The following is a 20614-nucleotide window of genomic DNA, read 5'->3' on the forward strand; positions in this document are numbered from 1 at the left end:
GCGGACGGTCCCGCGGCGACCAGGGCTGACCGCCCCCGAATCGGCCGTGACCGGCACATTCCGCACGCGGGGTGACGGACGGATACAGAAGTGTGACCGCCCGGCCCCACCCGCGGGCCGCGCGGCGGCCGGCTGCGGCTACGGTGTCGGGCATGAGGGGGTGCCGGGCATGACGGCTGGATCGGGACGGCGGTGGCGGGTGCCGCCCGCCCAGGTGGCGGTGAAGTGCGCCGGGGCGGCGGCCGTCACGGCGCTCGCCGTCCTCTACCGCCACGACCCCCAGTTCCTGTTCCTCGCGGCGGCGGCGGCCGCCGGGCTGAACGCGCTCGCGCTGCGCGACCTGGTCGCGCCGGTGCGGCTCGCCGCCGACGGCGACGGCGTCACCGTCGTGACCGGCTACGCGGGGCGCCGCCGCGTCCCATGGGACGCGGTGACCTCCATCCGGGTGGACGAGCGGCGCCGCCTCCTCCTGCACACCCGGATGCTGGAGATCGAGACCGAGGACGACCTGCACCTGCTCAGCGCGTTCGACCTGGGCGCGGACGTCCACGACGTCGCCGACGAGCTGTACCGGCTCCGCGCCCGGACCGGCCCCTGACCTCGTCCGTCACGGCACGGCCGGGGGCAGCTCTTCGGGCGTGGGAAACGAGCTCTGCGCGCCCGCCTTTCGGACGGCCGCCGCCCCCGCACGAGCGGCGTAGCGGGCGGCGTCGGGCAGCGAATCGCCGCGCGCGAGCCGCAGGCACAGCGCGGCGGTGAACGCGTCGCCCGCACCGGTCGTGTCGACCGCGTCCGCCTTCGGGGACGCGATCCGGACCGGCGCCGCCGCGCCGTCCGCGATCACGACGCCGTCCGCGCCGAGCGTGACGACGGCGGACCGGGGCCCGGACCGGACGAGCGCCGCCGCCATCGCGCGCGGATCGCCGTCCCCGTCCTCGCCCAGAAGGTAGGCGGCCTCGTGCTCGTTGACGACGAGGGGATCGCAGAGGGCGAGCAGCTCGTCCGGGACGGGCGCGGGCGGCGACAGGTTGAGGACGATCCGCCCGCCCGCGTCCGCGGCCACGCGGGCGGCGGCGAGCACGGCGGGCAGCGGCACCTCCAGCTGGAACGACACCACGGCCGCGCCCGCGATCATCGCGCGGGCGGCGGCCACGTCGTCCGGGCCGAGCCGGGCGTTGGCGCCGGGCGAGACGATGATGCTGTTGTCGCCGTCCGGCCCGACGGTGATCAGCGCGACGCCGGTGGGCGCGTCCGGCGTGGTGGCCAGATGGGCGAGGCCGACGCCGTCCGCCGCGAGGGCGCCGCGCAGCAGTTCGCCGTGGCCGTCGCCGCCGACCCGCCCGACGAGCCCGGCCCGGCCGCCGAGCCGGGCCGCCGCGACCGCCTGGTTGGCGCCCTTGCCGCCCGGATGCGTGGCCAGGTCGGAGCCGAGGACGGTCTCCCCCGGCGCGGGCCGCCGGTCGACGCCGACCACCAGGTCGGCGTTGACCGATCCGACGACGACGACGTCCCAGTCCCGTGAGCGCACGTCCACCGGACTACAGGGCGCGGGCGCGTCCCCGCAACCCCCGCTGATCACCGCATGCGCAGCTCGGCCAGGTCGACCGCCTCGCCCAGCTCGACCACCGACGGGTAGTAGCCGCGGCCGACGAACGCCCCGTCCCTCGTGGCCAGCAGCGCGCTCTCGCCCCGGACCCCGGCGAACTCCGCCCACACCCGGTGCGCCCCGCTGAGCCGCACCGCCGTCACCCGCAGGCCGCCCGGCCCCGTCCAGCTCCGTTGATCATCCCCCATGCACAGAACGTTATACTCTGTGACTTTCCGTGATGTGGGCGGGTTCGGCCACGGGACGGGACGCCCGCACGCCGCGGACCTGCACGAGCACGCTCACCGCGCCGAGCACGGCCGCGAGGCCCAGCGCCGCGCGCATCCCGTCGACGCCGTAGCCGGTCAGCGACCAGGTCGCGGTCGCCAGCGCCGGGCCGAGCGCGACGCCGAGCTGGCGGGCGAGGCTGGTCGTGGCGCCGGTGGTGCCGAGCAGATGGCGCGGCGCCCGTCCCATCGCGATCGTCTGGTTCGGGCCGGCGAACAGCCCGGCCCCCGCGCCCGCGACGGCCAGCCGCCACGCCAGGTCGGCCGGGCCCCAGCCCGTCCCGGCCGGGACGAGCAGGACGAGCCCGGCGGTGACGGCCGCCGCGCCGGCGATCGCCACCGCACGCCCGTCGAACCGGTCGGCGAGCGCGCCGCCGATCGGACCGGTGACCATCACCGCCGCCGGGAACGCCAGCATCGTCAGGCCGATCTCGGCGGGCGTGGCCGTCCCGGACCGCTGCAGCTGGAACGGGATCAGGAACTGCACGCTCATCACGGCGGCCATCTCGGCCATCAGCGCCAGGTGCGGGGCGGACATGCCGGGTGCCCGCAGCAGCTCGCGCACCGGACGGCCGTCCGGCAGCCGCCACCAGGCCATGGTCAGCGGCACGGCGGCCACGGCCAGCGCCAGCCAGCCGGGCCCGTGTCCCGCGCCGAGCGACAGCGCGAGCATGAGCGCGATCGCAGCGCCGCCGAGCAGCGCCGTCTCGACCAGCCGCGCCCGTCCGGGCATCCGGCTCTTCGCGGGACCGTCCGGCCCCGCCGGGACGGGACGGTCCCCGGCGGCCAGCGAGGTCCAGCCCAGCGCGATCACGAGCAGGCTCACGGGCACGTTCAGGATGAAGATCCACGGCCAGCCCAGGTGCTCGATGAGCAGCCCGCCGAGGGCGGGGCCTGTCACCCCGCCGAGCGGGCCGAGCGTCATCACCACGGCCATCGCCCGGCCGCGCACCTCGGGCCGGACCGCGATCGTGGTCAGCACCGGGACGAGCGCGAGCAGCACGGCCGCGAACGCCCCCTGGACGACCCGCGCCGCGATCATCCAGCCGATGCCCGGCGCCAGCCCGACCGCGACGCTCGCCGCCGCGAACCCGGCGACCGAGACGGCCAGGGCCTCGCGCCGCCCGACCTGGTCGAGCCAGCGCCCGGCGGGCAGCGTCAGCGCGATCAGCGGCAGGACGTACCCGAGCACCACCCATTCGGCGACGCTCGGGCCGGCGCCGAACTCGTCCTCGATGGTCGGGAGCACGACGTTCACCACGGTCACGTCGAGCTGCGCCATGAACACGGCGATCCCGGTCGCCGCCACCAGCCGCCAGCGGTTCATGATCCACCACCAAAACTTGACAGCGTGTCTACATCTTGCCGGCAGCTAACATAGACACGCTGACAAGTTCCAGGCAAGTGGTGATCAATGACGAGGTCGATCGACGGCCCGCGCAACGCGCGCGGCAGGCGGACGCGGGACGCCCTGCTGGCGGCCACCCGCGAGATCCTGGAGAGCGACGGCTTCGAGGCGCTCACCATGACCGAGGTCGCCGGCCGCGCCGGGGTGTCACGGCAGGGCGTCTACCTGCACTTCTCCTCGCGGACCGAGCTCGTGATGGCGCTGTTCGACTTCATCGCCGAGCAGGAGGGCCTGCGCGAGTCGCTCGCCCCCGTGCGGGACGCGCCCGACGCGGTGTCCGCGCTGCGCGCCTGGGCCCGGCACCTGGCCGCCTACCACCCGCGCCTCATGACCGTCGACCGCGCGATCGACCGCGTCCGGCACGCCGACCCCGACGCCGCCCGGCACCGCGCCACCGTCGACGAGAACCAGTTCGCCACCTGCCGCCGCCTCGCCGAACGGCTGGACGCCGAGGGCCGCCTCGCCGCCCACTGGACCGTCGCGACCGCCGCCGACATGCTGTGGGGCCTCATCGCCACCGACGTCTTCGAACGCCTGCTCACCGGCCGCGACTGGACGCACGACGCCCTGGCCGACCACCTCACGGCCCTCTACGAGGCGACCTTCGTCAAGAACGACAGGGTCTCCTGACGTCGCGTCACGAGTGGTCCCACGCGCGCTGGCTGCGGGCGATCTCCTGGAACGCGTCCTTGAAGGCGGTGAAGCGCTCCTCCCCCAGTTCCTCCCGGTGCCGCCGCTCGATGGCGGCGAGGATGGCGCGGGCCTTGGCGATCTCGTCCAGGCCGTGCTCGGTCGGGACGACGCGCTTGGCGCGGCGGTCGGCGGGGTCGGGCTCGCGCCGGACGTACCCGAGCGCGGCAAGCTCGTCGACGATCGTCCCGACGATCTGCTTGTGCTGCCCGGACCGGGCGGCCAGCTCGGTCGCGCGCAGCCCGTCCCGGTCGAGGAACGCCAGGACGGTCCCGTGCCGCGGCCGGACGTCCGGGTGCCCCTGCTCGGCCAGCCGCTGGAACAGCTCCTCCTGCAGCGCCCGCATCAACTGGCCCGCCAGCATGCCCAGGTCGGGAACCGCACGCCCGCCCCCCGTGGACGCCGCGTCCATGACCGTCTCCCCTTTGATCAAGAACAGTGACTATCAATGCGTGTGACTATAGCGCAGGGGGCTGCGCGGACACGTCGGCCAGGCCGTCCGGCCCGGACGGGAGATGATCATAGGCTCGGGGCACGCCGACACACCGTTGGAGGAGCGATGCACATCCGCCGCACGAGCGCGCACCACGCCTGGGACAACGCGATCCCGCCCATCGCGACCGTCGCGCCGGGCGACGAGCTCACCGTCGAGACCGCCGAGGCGAGCGGCGGCCAGCTCGGCGCGGAGTCCGGCACGGCCGAGGTCGCCGCCCTCGACTTCGGCCGCGTCAACCCCGTCACCGGGCCGTTCCACGTCGAGGGCGCCGCCCCCGGCGACGCCCTCGTGATCGACGTGCTCGACATGGAGACCGGCGACTGGGGCTGGACGGCCAACATCCCCGGCTTCGGCCTGCTCGCCGACGACTTCCCCGACGCGCACCTGCGCGTCTCCAAGATCTCCGGCGGGTTCGCTGAACCGCTGCCCGGGCTGCGCGTCCCGGTCGTCCCGATGATCGGCACCATCGGGGTGGCGCCGCCGGAGCCGGGCCCGCACTCGATCGTCCCGCCACGCCGCTGGGGCGGGAACATGGACGTGCGGCACATCGGCCCGGGGGCGCGGCTCGTCCTGCCGGTCGGCGTCGACGGCGCCCTGCTGTCCCTCGGCGACGCGCACGCCGCGATGGGCGACGGCGAGGTGTGCGGCACGGGCATCGAGACGGACGGCGTCGTGCGGCTCCGCGTGAACGTGCGCAAGGGCGCGGCCCCGCCCACCCCGATGATCGAGACGCATCCCCGCACCCACCGGACCGGCGCGGCGCTCGCCACCACCGGCGTCGGGCCCGACCTCATGCAGGCCGCGAAGGACGCGACCCGCGCCCTCATCGACGAGATCGCGGCGCGCACCGGCATGGCCCCCGTGGACGCCTACCTCCTCGCGAGCATCGCCGCCGACCTGAAGATCTCCGAGGTCGTGGACGTCCCGAACTGGATCGTCTCGGCTCATCTCGAACTGTCCTACCTGTCCTGAAACCTCCGTGGACGGTCCATCGTTGTCCCTTCGGGTTCGATCTGGTCGAGCGGGCCCTCAGGGACGGCCGGCGGCCCGGGTGGGGACGGCGCGGCAGCGGCGAAGTGAGCGCCGCAACCGTGCAGTCCGGGCCGCCGGCCGGCCTTTCAGAATCGCGTAAAACGTTTTATAGAATTCGGGTGCCTGAGCGCGCCATAGCCAGGTTCTGGCGTTCTCACCTCAGCTGCGAAGTTGACACGTTTTAACACGATGTTCCAAAGTGGCGGTGTGAAGACGGTCGGCATCAAGCAGGTCGCGGCCCGCGCCGGGGTCTCGGCGGGGACCGTGTCCAACGTGCTCAACCGTCCCGAGCGCGTCGCGGAGCCGACGCGGGCGCGCGTCGAGAAGGCCATCGACGAGCTGGGCTTCGTCCGCAACGGGTCGGCGTCGACGCTGCGCGCCGGGCACAGCAGCACGCTCGGGCTGATGGTCCTCGACCTCGCCAACCCGTTCTTCGTGGACGTCGCGCGCGGCGTCGAGGAGACCGCGAGCGAGCGCGGTTACGCGGTGATCCTGGCGTCGTCCGGCGAGTCGGGCGAGCGGGAGCGGCGCAACCTGCGGGTGCTCGCGGAGCAGCGGGTCCGCGGCGTGCTGCTGACGCCGGTCGGCGACGACGGCGACGGCGAGGCGTCCGCGCTATTGCGCGAGCGGAACGTCCCGGTGGTGCTGCTCGACCATCCGGCGCCCCGCGCCGACCAGTGCTCCGTCGCCGTCGACGACGTCGCGGGCGGAGAGCTGGCGGCCGGGGAGCTGCTGGCCGGCGGCGCCCGCACGCTCGCGTTCGTCACCGGCCCGCTGACGCTGCGGCGCTGCGCCGACCGGCGGAAGGGCGCGCTTCGGGCGCTCCGGTCCGCCGAGCTCGGCCGCGAGGCGATGCGCGAGGTGCCGGTCGCCGCGATGAACGCGCGGGCCGGGCAGGAGGCGGCGCGGCGGCTGCTGGAGGCGGGCCCGCCGCTGCCGGACGGGATCCTCTGCGCCAACGACCTGCTGGCGCTCGGCGTCCTGCGCGTCCTGTCGCAGGTCGGGTTGAAGGTGCCGACTGACGTCACGTTGATCGGGTACGACGACATCGAGTTCACGGCCGCCGCCGCGGTCCCGCTGAGCTCGGTGCGGCAGCCCGCCTACCAGCTCGGCCGGATCGCGACGGAGCTGCTGCTGGAGGAGTGCGGCGATCCGTCCGGGCATGCCCACCAGCGGGTCATGTTCCAGCCCGAGCTCGTGGTCCGCGAGTCGAGCCGCCGTCCGGGGGGAGGCGCCAGATGAGGGTCGCGCTGTTCCTGACCTGCGTGAACGACACGATGTTCCCGGGGACGGGGAAGGCGGCGGTGCGGCTGCTGCGGCGGCTCGGCCACGACGTCGAGTTCCCCGCCGGGCAGACCTGCTGCGGGCAGATGCACCTCAACACCGGTTACCGGCGGCAGGCGCTGCCCCTGGTGAAGGGGTTCGCGGAGACGTTCGAGCCCTACGACGCGGTCGTGACGCCGTCCGCGTCGTGCGGCGCGATGATCCGCGACTGGCATCCGAGGCTCGCGCCGGGGTCCGCCGGGGTCGCGTCCCGCGTGTACGAGCTGTCGGAGTTCCTGGTGGACGTGCTGGGCGTCACCGACGTGGGCGCGTACTTCCCGCACCGCGTCACCTATCACCCGACGTGCCACTCGCTGCGGATGCTGCACGTCGGCGACCGGCCGCTGCGGCTGCTGCGCGAGGTCCGCGGCATCGACCTGGTCGAGCTGCCGGACGCCGCCGAGTGCTGCGGGTTCGGCGGGACGTTCGCGCTGAAGAACTCCGAGGTGTCGGCGGCGATGTGCGCGGACAAGGTCACCGCCGTCCGGGAGACGAAGGCGGAGGCGCTGTGCGCGGCCGACAACTCCTGCCTGATGCACATCGGCGGCGCGCTCACCCGCACGCACGCCGGGGTGCGGACCGTCCACCTGGCCGAGATCCTCGCCGCTACGGAGGAGGAGCCGTCATGAGCATGCCGACCTACATCGGGATGCCGTCGTTTCCGGACGCGGCGCGACGCGCGGTGGCCGACACGCGGCTGCGCGGCAACCTCGCGCACGCGACCACCACGATCCGGGCCCGGCGCGCCGCGGCCGTCGCGGAGCTGGACGACTGGGCCGCGCTGCGGGAGGCGGGCAAGCAGATCAAGGACCACGTCCTGGAGAACCTCGGCCACTACCTGCGGCTGCTGGAGGAGAACGTCGCCGCGGCGGGCGGGACGGTGCACTGGGCGCGGGACGCCGGCGAGGCGAACCGGATCGTCGCGGACCTGGTGAAGGCGACCGGCGAGACCGAGGTCGTCAAGGTCAAGTCGATGGCGACGCAGGAGATCGGGCTCAACGAGTTCCTCGCCGCGGAGGGCATCACCGCCTACGAGACCGACCTCGCGGAGCTGATCGTCCAGCTGGGGGACGACCGCCCGTCGCACATCCTCGTGCCCGCCATCCACCGCAACAGGTCCGACATCCGCGACATCTTCCTGCGCGCGATGGACGACGCGCCGGAGGGGCTGACCGACGAGCCCGCCGCGCTGGCGGAGGCGGCGCGGCGGCACCTGCGCGCCAAGTTCCTGTCGGCGAAGGTCGCGGTGTCGGGCGCGAACTTCGCCGTCGCCGACACCGGGACGCTCGTCGTCCTGGAGTCGGAGGGCAACGGCCGGATGTGCCTGACGCTCCCCGAGACGCTGATCTCGGTGATGGGCGTGGAGAAGATCGTGCCGTCCTGGCGGGACCTGGAGGTGTTCCTGCAGCTGCTGCCGCGCTCGTCCACGGCGGAGCGGATGAACCCCTACACCTCCGCCTGGACGGGCGTGCATCCGGGCGACGGGCCGCGCGACTTCCATCTCGTCCTGCTCGACAACGGCCGCACCGCCACCCTGGCCGACGAGGTGGGACGGCAGGCGCTGCGCTGCATCCGCTGCTCCGCGTGCCTGAACGTGTGCCCGGTCTACCAGCGCGCCGGCGGCCACGCCTACGGGTCGCCGTATCCGGGTCCGATCGGCGCGATCCTGTCGCCGCAGATCAGGGGCATCGGGTCGGACGTGGACGCCTCGCTGCCCTACGCGTCGACGCTGTGCGGGGCGTGCTTCGAGGCGTGCCCGGTCGCGATCGACATCCCGGAGGTGCTCGTCCACCTGCGGGCCCGCGCGGTGGAGAAGGGGCCGCGGCATCCGCTCGAACGCGTCGCGATGGCGGCGGCCGGATGGACGCTGCGCTCCCCCACCCGGCTCGCGCTCGCGCAGCGCGCCGCGTCGGCGTCCCGCCGCGTCGTGGCGCGCCGCGGCCGGATCCGGCGGCTCCCCGGCCCCCTCGCCGCCTGGACGGAGACGCGCGACGCGCCCGCGCCGCCGCCCGAGTCGTTCCGCGCCTGGTGGTCCCGGACGGACGGCGGCCGGAAGGAGACCGGCGAATGAACGCCCGCGAGGAGATCCTCCGCCGAGTCGACCAGGTGATGCCGACCCGCCCGGCTGCCGAGATAACCGCCGCCTACGACCGGATCGACCGCGGCTACCTGCGCCGCCATCACGGCGCCGACATCCTGGACCTGTTCGCCGAGCGGGTCGCCGACTACCGCGCGACGGTTCTGCGCGTCCCGGCGTCCGGCGTGCCGGCGGCGGTGGCGGAGCGGCTCGCGGCCCGGCCCGGCGCCTACGGCGTCCCCGGCGATCTGCCGGCCGAGTGGATCTCCGCGTCGGACGCCTCGTTCGTCCGCGACCCGTCCGTCCCCGCGCTCGACGGGCTCGCGGGCGCGGTCACGGGCTGCGCCGCCGCGATCGCGGAGACCGGCACGATCGTCCTCGACCACGGCGCCGGGCAGGGGCCCCGCGCGCTGTCGCTCGTCCCCGACTACCACCTGATCGTCGTGCGCGCCGAGCAGGTCGCGCCGGACGTGCCCGAGGCGCTGGAGCGGCTCGACCCGCGCCGGCCGCTGACGTTCGTGTCCGGCCCGTCCGCGACGAGCGACATCGAGCTGTCCCGCGTGGAGGGCGTGCACGGGCCGCGCACCCTGGAGGTCCTGGTCGTCGGCTGAGCGGGGTGTCCACCTGTGGCCGCGGCGGGCCGCCGGTCAGGGCGCCGGTCCCGCGCCGCATCCGGTGCCGCAGGTCACGCACGGATGTCACGACGGCGGAACGATTTACCCACCCGAGGTTGACAGGGCGCGCGTCAGGACCGTTGATAGCGGGGAGACGACACGCTGAAGAACAGGGTGGTACGTCAGGGTGACGAAGGAGCACCGCCCGCGGGGTGCCGCAGGGTCGGACGCGTGTTACCCCTGCTTATTGACGTTCGACCCTATAGGGTAAAACCCGCCAATTCTCAGTAACCGCAACGAGAAGCATGATCACGGCGTATCGACCGCCTGTCACTGTTGGGGTGTGGACATGGAGGGTCGTACCGGCCACGGGGACGCGGCGTTCCACGACCACGCGGCGTCACCGAACGGCGTCCCGCTCGTCGGACGGCAGGACGTCCTCCGCGCGTTCGAGGAGGCCCTGGACGCCACGGCCGCCGACGCGTTCCGGTTCCTCGCGCTGGTCGGCGAGCCGGGCGCGGGCAAGACCCGCCTGCTCAACGAGCTGTGGAGCGCGGCGGAGGCCCGCAAGCTCCGCGCGCTGGCCGGACGCGCCGCCGAGTTCGAGCAGGAGATGCCGTTCGGCGCCGTCGTCGACGGCCTCGACGACCATCTCGAGGAGCACGTCTCCGACCTCAGCCCCACGACCGTGCGGCTGCTGGCCCCGGTGTTCCCCGCGCTGTCCGCCGCCGCCCTCCACGACGGCGCGGTCGCCGGGCAGGCCGGGCCGGGAAGTCCCCCCGACACCACCCCGGTCGCCCGCTACCAGCTGTACCGCGCGGTGCGGCACCTGCTGGAGGAGGTCGCGGCGCCGTCGGGCCTGGTGCTGATCCTCGACGACGTCCACTGGGCCGACGACGCCACGATCGAGCTGCTGGACCATCTCGTCCGGCATCCGCCGCGCGCCCGCGTCCTGATCGCGCTCGCCTACCGGCCGGCGCAGGCGTCGGCCCGGCTCGGCGCGCTCGTCCAGGCATCGCTGCAGGCGGTCGGCGGGAACCGGCTGCCGGTCCGCCCGCTGACCCAGGCCGAGGTCGCCGAGCTGCTCGGCCCCGGCGTCAGCGGGACGCGCTGCCGCGAGCTGTACAAGGCCAGCGGCGGCAACCCCTTCTACCTGGAGGCCCTCGCCCGCACCCGGGAGCCCCTCGCCGCCGGCGACACCGAGGGCGAGCTGCCGCCCGCCGTCCGCGCGGCGCTGCAGCTGGAGCTGAGCGGGCTGTCCCCGGACGCGCAGCTCATCGCGCAGAGCGCGGCGGTGGCGGCCGACGAGTTCACCCCGCTCCTGGCCGCCGCGGCGGCTGAGGTGAGCGAGGCCGCGGCGCTGGCGGCGCTGGACGAGCTGGTCGCGCGCGACATCGTCCGGCCGCGCGCGGAGCGGTTCCGGTTCCGGCACCCGCTCGTCCGGCACGCCGCGTACCGGTCGGCGGCGGCGGGGTGGCGGCTCGCCGCGCACGGCCGGATCGCCGCCTACCTCACCGAGATCGGCGCGCCCGCCGCCGTCCGGGCCCGGCACCTGGAGCGCTCGGGCCGCGTCGGCGACCGGGACGCCGTCGCCACCCTCGTCGAGGCCGCCCGCGCGTTCGCGACCCAGGCCCCGACGACGGCCGCGCACTGGCTGAAGTCCGCGCTGAGCCTGATGCCGACGACCGGCGCCGCCGAGGAGGCGGAGGAGGCCGGCGACCCGGCGCCGCCGTCCCGGCTGGAGCTGATGATGGAGCTGGCGCGGGTGCAGACGGTCGGCGGGCACCTCACCGAGGGACGCGAGACCGCGCGGAACGTCCTGAAGATGCTGCCGACGGACGACTACGAGCGGCGGGCCCGCGCGGCCCGGCTCGCGGCGCTGATGGAGCGGCAGCTCGACCGCCCGCACGAGGCCCGCGCCCTCCTGCTGGACGAGCTGCGCCGGATGCCCGACCCGCGCTCCCCCGCCGCCGTCCCGCTGCGGATGCGGCTCGTCGCGGAGCGGATGATGCGCATCGACTTCCGCGCCGCGCAGGCCGTCCTTGACCTGATGCCCGACAACTCCGACGACTGGGAGCCCAGCCTGAAGCTGGCGGTCGCCTCGCTGCGCCCGATGCCCGCCCTCGCCGCCGGACGCATCCAGGACGCCCTCCGCTACCTGGAGGCCGCCAACCGTCTCGTCAACGCCGCCCCCGACGAGCACGTCGCCGAATGGATGGACGCGATCGCCTGGCTGTGCTGGGCGGAGACGTTCATGGGCCACTTCCACAACGCGGCCGACCGGTTCCAGCGCGCGGTCACCGTGGCCCGGGCCACCGGGCAGCTGTACATCGTCACCAACCTCATGTCGGGCCTCGCCCGCGCCTACGGGATGCTCGGACGGCTCGAGGAGGCGGCGGCCGCGGCCGAGGAGGCCGTCGAGGAGGCCCGGCTCCTGAACTCCGGGCAGCAGCTGGTGTTCGCGCTCACCCAGCAGAGCCTGGTGACGGGCTGGACCGGCGACAACGACACCGCGCTGCGGCACGCCGAGGAGGCCATCGAGGTCGGCGCGGGCGTCGGCGAGTGGTGGGGGTCGATGGCCCGCTACGCGCGCGCGACCGCGCTGATCGGGCTCGGCCGGCTGGACGACGCGGCCGAGGCGGTGGAGCGCGCGGTCAGCGGCCCGCTGGACCAGCGCACCCAGCTTTCGCTCAACGAGATGATGGCCGGGGTCGAGGCCGGGCGTGGCCGCGCCGACGCGGCGGCGGACTGGGTGAAGCGCACCGAGCACCTCATCATCCCCGGCATGGACGCGCACAACGCGCTCGCGCGGCTCGCCCGCGCGCACGCCCTGCAGCCCGCCGACGCCGCCGAGGCGGCGCGGGAGGCGCTCGCGGCGGCGGCGACGTTCGAGGAGGCCGGGCACCTGATCGACGTGGGCCGGGCGCGGCTGCGCGCCGGGCAGGCGCACGCCGAGGCGGGCGACAAGACCGCCGCGCGCGAGCAGCTGCGGCTGGCCGCCGAGATCCTCTCCGGGTGCGGGGCGCGGGCGCTGCACGCCCAGGTCGTCCGGGAGCAGCGGCGGCTCGGCGTGCGAGTGCCGGCCAAGGGCGGCTCGGGCGGACGGAACTCGCGGCTGCCGGGCGGGCTGTCCAAGCGCGAGTACGAGGTCGCGTCGCTGGTCGTCGAGGGCTGCACGAACTCGCAGATCGCCGACCGGCTGTACGTCAGCATCCGCACGGTCGAGACGCACCTGTCGCACATCTTCGCCAAGTTCGGGGTGAGCTCGCGGGTCGGCGTGGTGAACGCGCTCTCCCGCAACGTCCCCGACCCCGGCGCCCAAGGCACCGACTGACCGTCCGTAGCCGGAAGTGCCTTCTGGCCTGCGTGTCAATAGTCCGTGGGGGTGGTTCCAGAACTTCCGCACGGCGTGGACCATCACAGTAGTAACGGATGTCGGCACGAACCCGCCCCGTCCCTGCTCATCAGGTTCCGGGGAAGAAGTACGGGTTTACCACGATGCCCCGTATCAGCGGGTCACAGCATCATCGTTGCGGGCTAACGGAGGTGACCAGAGATGGAACGAGTGATCCCACGGTTCACGCTCGACGGCGTGAAGGACGCGGACATATCGACGTATCCGGTCACGACCGAGGACGGCCTCGGGCTGCAGCTGACCCGGTTCCTGCGCGAGGAGAGCGACGACGTCGTCCTGCTCGTGCACGGGCTCACCTCCTCCAGCGACCTGTTCACGATGCCGGAGATCCCCAACCTGGCGTCCCACCTGCTCGACAACGGGTTCACCGATGTGTGGGCGCTCGACTTCCGGATGAGCGGACGCTACCCGTACGACACCGAGACGCACCGGTTCAGCCTGGACGACATCGCCCTGTACGACTTCCCGCCCGCGCTCACGGAGCTGCGCCGGCACATCGGGGAGCGCAGGGTGCACGTCATCGCGCACTGCTTGGGCGCGGTGTCGTTCTCGATGGCCCTGTTCGCCGGGACCGTGACCGGCATCACGACCCTGACCTGCAACAGCGTGTCGCTGACGCCGCGGGTGCCGGCGTTCTCGAAGCTGAAGCTCGGCTTCGGCACCTGGTTCCTGGAGTACGTCGTCGGGCTGCCGTTCCTCGACCCGAGGTTCGGGCAGGCGCCGCGGTTCACGCGCCCGTGGATGCTGTCGCGGACGGTGTCGCTGTTCCACCGCGAGTGCAAGGTCCGCGCCTGCCACATGCAGAGCTTCCAGTGGGGGGCGGGCAAGCCCGCGATGTACGAGCACGCCAACCTGCTGCCCGAGACGCACGCGCGGGTCGCCGACATCTGCGCCGCGTCCGGGATGAACTACTACCGGCACGTCCGCAAGATGGTGAAGGCCGGCCACTCGGTGAAGCACAGGCCGCGCGACGCGCGCTACGCGAAGCTCCCGCAGAACTACCTGGAGGACGCGGCGGGCGTCGAGACGCCGATGCTGCTGCTCGCGCCGGGCAACAACAAGGTCTTCACCGACTCCAACGTCCACCTGCACAAGATCCTGGAGAAGGCCGCGCCGGGACGCCACGAGCTGGCCGAGCTGCCCGGCTACGGGCACCTCGACCCCCTGATCGGCAAGAACTCGCACATCGACGTCTTTCCGCGGATCGTCGACTTCCTCAAGCGCCACAGCGCATGACCGCGCCCCAGCGCATGAAGACGCCAGCGACGACGCCGACGACGGCAGCGGAAGGTTCGGTTCGATGAGTGACGACATCAAGGATGAGCACGTCGACGCGGTCGTCGTCGGGTCCGGGTTCGGCGGGTCCGTCGCGGCGTACCGGCTGGCGGAGGCCGGCAAGTCGGTCGTCCTGCTGGAGCGCGGGCAGCCGTACCCGCCGGGCAGCTTCCCCCGCTCCCCCGCCGAGATGGGCCGCGCGTTCTGGGACCCGGACGCCGGGCTGCATGGCATGTTCGACGTGTGGAGCTTCAAGGGCTGCGACTCGGTCGTGTCCGCGGGGCTCGGCGGCGGCTCGCTGATCTACGCGAACGTGCTGCTGCGCAAGGACGAGCACTGGTTCGTCACCGACGGCCCCGACGGCGCCCACGAGCCGTGGCCGATCTCCCGCGCCGACCTCGACCCGCACTACGACAAGGTCGAGCGGATGATGGGCGCGACGCCGTACCCGCTCGACCGGGTGCCGTTCGACGACACCCCGAAGACGCACGCGATGCAGGACGCGGCGGCGGAGCTGGGCCTGCAGTGCACGCTGCCGCCGCTCGCGGTCAGCTTCGCGTCCCACCCGGGCGGCAAGCCGGCGATGAGCCTGCCGATCGTGGACGCCGGGTACGGCAACATCCACGGCGCCCCCCGGCGGACGTGCCGGCTGTGCGGCGAGTGCGACATCGGCTGCAACGAGGGCGCCAAGAACAGCCTCGACCACACCTACCTGTCCGCGGCGGCGCACCACGGCGCCGACATCCGCACCTCCCACGAGGTGAAGGCGCTGCGGCCGCGGCCGGGCGGCGGGTACGAGGTCGACTACGTCCAGCACGAGCCCCCGCCGGCGCTGTCGCTGCGGAAGCGCCGCCGCCGGCCCGTCCGGACGATCACCTGCGACCGGCTGATCCTCGGCGCGGGCACCTACGGCACGACGTTCCTGCTGCTGAAGTCGCGGGACGCGTTCCCGGGGCTGAGCGACGCGCTCGGCACCCGGTTCAGCGGCAACGGCGACCTGCTGACGTTCCTGATGCGCGCCACCGACCGCAACCGCGTCCGGCCGCTGAACGCCAGCCGCGGCCCGGTCATCACGACCGCGATCCGGCTGCCGGACGACCTGGACGGCGTGCCCGGCGCGGGCCGCGGCGCCTACATCCAGGACGGCGGCTACCCCGGCTTCGCGGACTGGATCGCCGAGGGCCTCGACGCCGGCAACGACCTCGAACGCGCGGTGAAGTTCCTCTGGGACCGGTTCACCGCCCTGTTCCGGGAGGCGCCCGACACCAACCTGTCCAAGGAGCTCTCGGACCTGATCGGCGACGGCGCCCTGACGGTCAGCTCGCTGCCGCTGCTCGGCATGGGCCGCGACACCGCCGACGGGCGGCTGCGGCTGAAGGACGGCCGGCTCGCCGCGGACTGGACGGCGGAGACCAGCGAGGAGCTGTTCAACCGCGTCCGCAAGACGATGCGCGGCATCGCGGACGTGCTCGGCGCCGACTACGCCGACAACCCGATGTGGTTCCGCAAGCGCATCATCACCGTCCATCCTCTCGGCGGCGCCCCGATGGGCGCCCACTCAGGCGAGGGCGTCTGCGACGCCTTCGGCGAGGTGTTCGGGTTCCCGGGTCTCTACATCGCCGACGGGGCGGCGATGCCGGGGCCGGTGGGCCCGAACCCTTCGCTCACCATCGCCGCGCAGGCCGACCGGCTCGCGACGCGGCTGCTGGAGAACGCGTCCGCACACGGGGGTGCGGGCGGCCCGGCCGTCACCGCCCCGTCTGCCACGGGGGCCGAGCCGGGTGGGGGATCCGGCTCGCCAGGCGGGGCGGGGCACGACCCGGCGGGGAACGGCTCCGCGGGGCGCGGTTCGACGGGGAACCGCGCCGCGGGGAACGGCTCGGCGGCGTACGGTCCGGTCTCGGGGGGCCACGGAGGGTCGCGGGGACCCTCCGCGGTCGCACCGGACCGTACGTCGCTGTGGTTCACCGAAGAAATGAAGGGGTCGGTGACCTACGGCGAGACCGATCCGCGGACCGGCGCGAAGGCGGAGGGGCGGCGGCCGCTGTCGTTCCGCCTGACGATCACGGCGGACGACACCGAGAGGTTCGTCCGCGAACCGGGCCACGAGGCGCGTGCCGAGGGGTGGGTCGACGCGTCCGGTCACGGGGGCCGGCGCGACGTCGAGCACGGCACGTTCAACCTGTTCGTCGACCCCTCGCCGGGCGTGGACGACGAGGACAGGCGGCTGATGAAGTACCGCCTGTTCTACACCGACGGCGACGGCAACGCCCGCACGCTCAGCGGTGTGAAGAACGTCCTGCACGGTCCGCCGACGCGGATCTGGCCGGACACGTCGACGCTGTACGTGCGCCTGCTGGACGGCCACGTCGGCGCCGACGACGAGGACGGCGCGGAGGTCGTCGCGGCGGGTGTGCTGCACATCCGGCTGACGGACTTCGCGCGGCAGCTCACGACGTTCCGGACGTCAGGTCCGGACGGCGCGGAGTCGCTGCTGAACTTCGGCAGGTTCTTCGCGGGCGAGCTGTGGGAGGTCTACGGTCCGGACCCCGTCTAGGCGGGGAGCGGGGTCCATCGGGGGGCCGAATACGTGCAGGCCGAGGGAACTGCGGGGTGCTCTCGGCCTGCACCCTTTTCGCCGGGGGTCGCGCGGGGGGTCGCGCGGCCTCCGGCCCCGCGTCGCCGGGCCGGGGATCGCGCGCCGGGCCCGCTACCGGGCGGCGGCCATGCGGGCCCGCTACCGGGCGGCGGTGAGGCGGGCCGTGTAGACGCCGCGGGCCTCGTCCAGGAGGTCGAGGTGGGCGGCGAACTGCTCGGGCGCGTCGAAGCGGGCGGTGTCGCGGAGCAGGTCCTCCAGGCGGTCGAGGTATTCCAGGCACCAGCGCAGGTCGGCTTCGCGGGCGACGTGGCGTCCGTCCACGCGCAGGTGGACGGGGCTGGTGTGCGCGAACGCGCCGGAGTAGTGCATGGAGCGTTCGTGCCGGGGGCCGACGGCGACGGCGACGACGTAGGTCGGTTCGCGGACGGTGAGTTCGGCGGTGACCTCGCCCGGCGGGCCTTCCGCGAGGATCCCGTCGGCGGTTCGCAGTTCGATGCGGAGCACTTCGGGCCCGATCGTCCGCGCTGTGACGGTGACGCGCTCTCCTAGGGTGACGTCGATGACGTCTCCTGGGCCGTGGCCGTTGACGTGGAGTTCCAGCCAGGGGCCGGTGGTGGCGAACGTCCGTCCGCGGCGGATCGCGTCGGCGAACGACGCGGCGGTCAGCGGGCCGTCCACGCGGGCGTAGACGCGTTCCCATCCGGGCGGGCTGGACTGGTTGCCGCGCCGCTGGAACGACAGCATCGTGTCGGTCCCGGCGGTGACGGCCAGCGCGTTGCCCGCGCCGAGGAGCCGCCGGTAGACGACGGCGGTCGCCTGGATCGAGGAGTGGTTGAGGACGTCGAGGGAGTCGATCAGGCCGAGCGCGGCGTCGGCGACGATCTCGCGGGACGAGCAATTGCGCCCGCCCGCCAGCGCGGCGAGCGGCGGGTCGTCCTCCTCCACCGGGATGTGGAACGGGTGGCTGTAGCCGAGGATCGCGCCGAGGTCGCGCAGCTCACGGCAGCCGGCGCCGTTCGGCGGCCAGTCGGCGGCGCCGAGGAACCCGGTGTGGAACCGTCCGGGCGGCGCGGTGACGCCGAACGCGTACAGGTGCCCGAGCAGGTCGTTGCGGTACTCGACGCCGAGGCGGGCGATGTGGGCGGCGTCCGACCACGGCAGGTCGCGCCCGGCCCAGTGCTCCAGGGCCTCGCGGTCGTAGACGCGCCGCGACGCGACGTTCCCCGCGACGAGGTTGAGGACGTGCAGGTCCTCCCCGTGCTGGACGGCGGCGGCCTGCGCGGGCGTGCCCACGGTGTCGCCGGCCCAGTTCATGTGGACGTGCATGTCCCCGCCGTACCAGCCGCGCGCCGCCGCGTCGTAGAGCCGCGGCGGCGTCAGCTCGACGAGGGTCTCCGCGCCGGCGTCCGGCGTCACCTCCGTTTCGGCGGTGTCGTACTCCATTCCCCTGGTGACGCGGACGGTGAGCAGCTCGGCGGGCACGTCGAGGACGACGTCGTCGCCGTGGAAGTAGGGGACGCGGTGCGCGTCGATCCGGTGCGGCGCGCCCGCCGGGTACCAGCCCTGCGCGTCGGCGCCGGCGACCGTCCAGCGGCACGGGAACCCGGCGCGCAGCCGCAGCCGCCCGGCGGGGGCCCGCCGGGCGAGCGACCCGAGCGGGACGCGGGTGTCCCCGGCGACGACGACGCTGCGCGACGTCACCGGGACGAGCCGCGCGCCGCGCGCCGGGATCTCGTGCGCGACGCCGTCCACCCGGACGGTGACGGGCGCGTCCCGCGAGGAGTCGACGAGCAGCGTGGTGCGCGCCGGCCCGCCGTCCAGGACCGCCTTCGGGACGGCCTCCAGCGTCACGCCGTCCGGGAGGACGCGCAGCGCGGCGAGGTTGTCCAGGACGCGGCCCCTGAGCGCGTCCCGGACGACCTCGTGCAGGTCGAGCTCCTGCACGCGCGCGTCGATCTCCTCGGCCGACGCCCCGGGACGCGCGGTCAGGACCTTCTGCAGGCAGGTGATCCAGTAGTCGTGCTCGTCCATCAGGAACGCGCTGGTCTCGATCTGCCGGACGTACCCGATCGGGTCCTCGCCCCAGGCGGGGCCGTGCTCGCGCAGCAGCGCCCGGTACTCCTCCAGCGCCCGCGCGACCGCGGCCGGCTCGAGGTCGTCGGCGTCGGCATCGGCGTCGCACATCGTTCCTCCCGGCGGCCGCGTCTCCGGGGCCGCGTTGGGGTGGCGCGGAACGCCGTCAGGGTGACACGGAAGCCGCGCCGCGCCTAACGCGCTCCGTCCGGCGGGTTGCGGAACGTACGACCTGGGTTGTGGATCGTTCGACTCGGGCTATGGATCGTTCGACCGCGTAGAAGAATCGTGCACGGCGCCCGGCTGGACGGGTCAGCCGCGGACGTGGCCGTAGAGGCGTTCGACGTGGAGGCGGACGACGACGCGGCCGTCCTCGGCCATGACGCGCCGGTACTCGTCCCAGTCGGGGTGCTCGCCGCGGATGTCCCGGTACACCTCGACGAGCTCGGCCACGGCGGCGTCGCCGGGGTCGGCGGCGACGTCCGAGAGCTCCGCGGTCCCCTCGGCGACCGCGTACGACCAGCCGTCCGGGGTGCTGACGTGCAGGCTCGCCCGCGGGTCCCGGGCCAGGTTGCGGGCCTTGGCCCGGCTCGCGGTGATCGAGATCCGGACCAGCCGCCGGCCGGGGTCGAAGTGGTAGTTGATGTTGGACGACTGGGGCCGCCCGTCCCGCTTGAGGGTGATCAGCACCCCGAGGTCGTGCCCCGCCACCAGCTTGGCCAGTGGAGCGTCTTTGGCCACCACAGCGTCGTCCGCCATCGTCCGCCTCCGCGTAGGGTCCGGTTTCCAGGCGTCAACCGCGCACCGCCCCGATCACTTCCCGCCCGGCGCCCCCGGGCCGGGCCGGGGGGCGGGCGGGGCGGCCTACCGGACGGCGAGGGCCGGGAAGTCGAGGACGCGGGCGTCCGGGGCCGGCCGGTCGCCCGGCGGACCGCCCCGCTCGCCCCCGTCCTCGCCGCCGCCCTGGTCGTCCGGCAGGTCGTTGCGGCGGACGGCGCGGCCGGTGAGGATGTGGCCGCGGAAGGTCGCGCCCTTCGCGGACACCTTGATGGGCTGGAACGCCTCCGGCGGCAGCGCGCAGAACCCGGTCCGCACGACGTCCTCGAACAGCGAGTCCGAGACGACGTAGGCGAGGTCGCGGTCCGCGTCGTCGATCAGCAGCCGGCGCAGCGGCGCGGCGTCCAGCAGCCGCTGGACGACGATCGGCGCGTCGCCGGCGGGCCCGAACGGCCCGGCCGTCAGCGTGCCGTGGTGCAGCGAGAGCCGCACCCGCAGCCGGTGCCCGCCCGCCTCCCCCGCGGCGCCGCCGTCGCGCGCCTCGCGGTTGAGGTCGCGCAGCGCCCCGGCGAGGCCGATGACGAACTCGCCGGCCACCATGGCGGGGTCGGTCCCGTCCGGCAGCGTGGCGAGCTCGCCGTCGCCGCCGACCTGCTTCTCCCAGTGGCCGCGGTCGAGGCCGGCCCCGTGCGCGGCGCGGTCGAGCGCCTCGCACAGGTCGCGCTGCGCGAGCAGCTGCTCGCGCGTGTCGCGCTTGCTGTACCCCTGGATGTCCACCGCCATCAGAAGGCGGTAGCTCAGTCGTGTGTTGCCGTTCCCTTTCACTATGCCGATCCGCCCCTCGGTCCTTAGCTGGGCAAATGGGCCCGATGCCCGCATTCGCTCCAAAGCGTGGAGTGAGCGTTGCCCCTTCGGGGACCGGCGCGGCGTGGTCCCGTGCCGACTTTCGGAACTAGGACGCGG

At 74.1% G+C, this 20614-nt stretch carries 17 protein-coding genes; 10 read left to right on the forward strand and 7 right to left on the reverse strand.

What is annotated here, in order from left to right:
- The first annotated feature begins 169 nt into the window (after positions 1-169).
- Complete coding sequence (locus tag ACH35V_RS31030; RefSeq protein WP_395977770.1) at positions 170-598, forward strand: PH domain-containing protein; 429 nt, start codon at positions 170-172, stop codon at positions 596-598.
- Between the two features lie 9 nt (positions 599-607).
- Here the strand turns inward: ACH35V_RS31030 and ACH35V_RS31035 are convergent, their stop codons facing one another.
- The 3 genes from ACH35V_RS31035 to ACH35V_RS31045 are packed head-to-tail and all read right to left on the reverse strand — an operon-like array spanning position 608 to position 3199.
- Entirely contained in the window at positions 608-1528 is a 921-nt protein-coding gene (locus ACH35V_RS31035) for a ribokinase (RefSeq protein ID WP_395977772.1), read from the reverse strand.
- A 47-nt stretch (positions 1529-1575) separates the two neighbouring features.
- Entirely contained in the window at positions 1576-1794 is a 219-nt protein-coding gene (locus ACH35V_RS31040; protein WP_395977774.1) for a hypothetical protein, read from the reverse strand.
- 10 nt (positions 1795-1804) lie between these two features.
- The gene (locus tag ACH35V_RS31045; RefSeq protein ID WP_395977776.1) at positions 1805-3199 is read right to left on the reverse strand and encodes an MFS transporter; all 1395 of its coding nucleotides are present in this window, start codon (positions 3197-3199) and stop codon (positions 1805-1807) included.
- A gap of 87 nt (positions 3200-3286) precedes the next feature.
- Here ACH35V_RS31045 and ACH35V_RS31050 point away from each other — a divergent pair, with 87 nt between their 5' ends.
- The gene (locus ACH35V_RS31050) at positions 3287-3910 is read left to right on the forward strand and encodes a TetR/AcrR family transcriptional regulator (RefSeq protein WP_395977778.1); all 624 of its coding nucleotides are present in this window, start codon (positions 3287-3289) and stop codon (positions 3908-3910) included.
- A gap of 7 nt (positions 3911-3917) precedes the next feature.
- Here ACH35V_RS31050 and ACH35V_RS31055 read toward each other — a convergent pair whose 3' ends face one another.
- Complete coding sequence (locus ACH35V_RS31055) at positions 3918-4403, reverse strand: MarR family winged helix-turn-helix transcriptional regulator (RefSeq protein ID WP_395977780.1); 486 nt, start codon at positions 4401-4403, stop codon at positions 3918-3920.
- Positions 4404-4529: 126 nt separating this feature from the next.
- On the opposite strand from ACH35V_RS31055, the gene ACH35V_RS31060 reads away from it, so the two are divergent.
- The 8 genes from ACH35V_RS31060 (at position 4530) to ACH35V_RS31095 (ending at position 16759) form a co-directional block, all read left to right on the forward strand.
- On the forward strand, positions 4530-5438 hold the full coding sequence (locus tag ACH35V_RS31060) for an acetamidase/formamidase family protein (protein WP_395977782.1): 909 nt from the start codon (positions 4530-4532) through the stop codon (positions 5436-5438).
- A gap of 267 nt (positions 5439-5705) precedes the next feature.
- A complete protein-coding gene (locus ACH35V_RS31065; protein WP_395977784.1) occupies positions 5706-6740 on the forward strand; it encodes a LacI family DNA-binding transcriptional regulator in 1035 nt (344 codons plus the stop codon).
- Positions 6737-7450 (forward strand): (Fe-S)-binding protein, encoded by a 714-nt coding sequence (locus ACH35V_RS31070; RefSeq protein WP_395977786.1) that lies wholly within the window; start codon positions 6737-6739, stop codon positions 7448-7450. The genes ACH35V_RS31065 and ACH35V_RS31070 overlap by 4 nt, the downstream gene beginning before the upstream one ends.
- Complete coding sequence (locus ACH35V_RS31075; RefSeq protein ID WP_395977788.1) at positions 7447-8892, forward strand: LutB/LldF family L-lactate oxidation iron-sulfur protein; 1446 nt, start codon at positions 7447-7449, stop codon at positions 8890-8892. The genes ACH35V_RS31070 and ACH35V_RS31075 overlap by 4 nt, the downstream gene beginning before the upstream one ends.
- Entirely contained in the window at positions 8889-9509 is a 621-nt protein-coding gene (locus tag ACH35V_RS31080) for a lactate utilization protein C (RefSeq protein ID WP_395977790.1), read from the forward strand. The genes ACH35V_RS31075 and ACH35V_RS31080 overlap by 4 nt, the downstream gene beginning before the upstream one ends.
- 352 nt (positions 9510-9861) lie before the next feature.
- The gene (locus ACH35V_RS31085) at positions 9862-12846 is read left to right on the forward strand and encodes an AAA family ATPase (RefSeq protein WP_395977792.1); all 2985 of its coding nucleotides are present in this window, start codon (positions 9862-9864) and stop codon (positions 12844-12846) included.
- Positions 12847-13068: 222 nt separating this feature from the next.
- The gene (locus tag ACH35V_RS31090) at positions 13069-14163 is read left to right on the forward strand and encodes an alpha/beta fold hydrolase (protein WP_395977794.1); all 1095 of its coding nucleotides are present in this window, start codon (positions 13069-13071) and stop codon (positions 14161-14163) included.
- 64 nt (positions 14164-14227) lie between these two features.
- Positions 14228-16759 carry a GMC oxidoreductase gene (locus ACH35V_RS31095; protein WP_395977796.1) on the forward strand — a complete coding sequence of 844 codons (2532 nt, stop codon included), beginning with the start codon at positions 14228-14230 and terminating at the stop codon, positions 16757-16759.
- A gap of 180 nt (positions 16760-16939) precedes the next feature.
- Here the strand turns inward: ACH35V_RS31095 and ACH35V_RS31100 are convergent, their stop codons facing one another.
- The 3 genes from ACH35V_RS31100 to ACH35V_RS31110 form a co-directional block, all read right to left on the reverse strand.
- A complete protein-coding gene (locus ACH35V_RS31100; protein WP_395977798.1) occupies positions 16940-18985 on the reverse strand; it encodes a CehA/McbA family metallohydrolase in 2046 nt (681 codons plus the stop codon).
- 201 nt (positions 18986-19186) lie between these two features.
- Positions 19187-19633 (reverse strand): PPOX class F420-dependent oxidoreductase, encoded by a 447-nt coding sequence (locus tag ACH35V_RS31105; RefSeq protein ID WP_395977800.1) that lies wholly within the window; start codon positions 19631-19633, stop codon positions 19187-19189.
- 105 nt (positions 19634-19738) lie between these two features.
- Entirely contained in the window at positions 19739-20434 is a 696-nt protein-coding gene (locus ACH35V_RS31110) for a hypothetical protein (protein ID WP_395977802.1), read from the reverse strand.
- Positions 20435-20614: the final 180 nt, after the last annotated feature.

The sequence above is a fragment of the Actinomadura sp. 1N219 genome (genome assembly GCF_044326405.1).
Classification (GTDB): domain Bacteria; phylum Actinomycetota; class Actinomycetes; order Streptosporangiales; family Streptosporangiaceae; genus Spirillospora.

Coding starts and splice junctions, on each gene's coding strand:
- ACH35V_RS31030 (WP_395977770.1), top strand. CDS start 170: ATGACGGCTGGATCGGGACGGCGGTGGCGGGTGCCGCCCGCCCAGGTG.
- ACH35V_RS31040 (WP_395977774.1), bottom strand. CDS start 1,794: ATGGGGGATGATCAACGGAGCTGGACGGGGCCGGGCGGCCTGCGGGTG.
- ACH35V_RS31045 (WP_395977776.1), bottom strand. CDS start 3,199: ATGAACCGCTGGCGGCTGGTGGCGGCGACCGGGATCGCCGTGTTCATG.
- ACH35V_RS31050 (WP_395977778.1), top strand. CDS start 3,287: ATGACGAGGTCGATCGACGGCCCGCGCAACGCGCGCGGCAGGCGGACG.
- ACH35V_RS31060 (WP_395977782.1), top strand. CDS start 4,530: ATGCACATCCGCCGCACGAGCGCGCACCACGCCTGGGACAACGCGATC.
- ACH35V_RS31070 (WP_395977786.1), top strand. CDS start 6,737: ATGAGGGTCGCGCTGTTCCTGACCTGCGTGAACGACACGATGTTCCCG.
- ACH35V_RS31075 (WP_395977788.1), top strand. CDS start 7,447: ATGAGCATGCCGACCTACATCGGGATGCCGTCGTTTCCGGACGCGGCG.
- ACH35V_RS31080 (WP_395977790.1), top strand. CDS start 8,889: ATGAACGCCCGCGAGGAGATCCTCCGCCGAGTCGACCAGGTGATGCCG.
- ACH35V_RS31085 (WP_395977792.1), top strand. CDS start 9,862: ATGGAGGGTCGTACCGGCCACGGGGACGCGGCGTTCCACGACCACGCG.
- ACH35V_RS31090 (WP_395977794.1), top strand. CDS start 13,069: ATGGAACGAGTGATCCCACGGTTCACGCTCGACGGCGTGAAGGACGCG.
- ACH35V_RS31095 (WP_395977796.1), top strand. CDS start 14,228: ATGAGTGACGACATCAAGGATGAGCACGTCGACGCGGTCGTCGTCGGG.
- ACH35V_RS31100 (WP_395977798.1), bottom strand. CDS start 18,985: ATGTGCGACGCCGATGCCGACGCCGACGACCTCGAGCCGGCCGCGGTC.
- ACH35V_RS31105 (WP_395977800.1), bottom strand. CDS start 19,633: ATGGCGGACGACGCTGTGGTGGCCAAAGACGCTCCACTGGCCAAGCTG.
- ACH35V_RS31110 (WP_395977802.1), bottom strand. CDS start 20,434: ATGGCGGTGGACATCCAGGGGTACAGCAAGCGCGACACGCGCGAGCAG.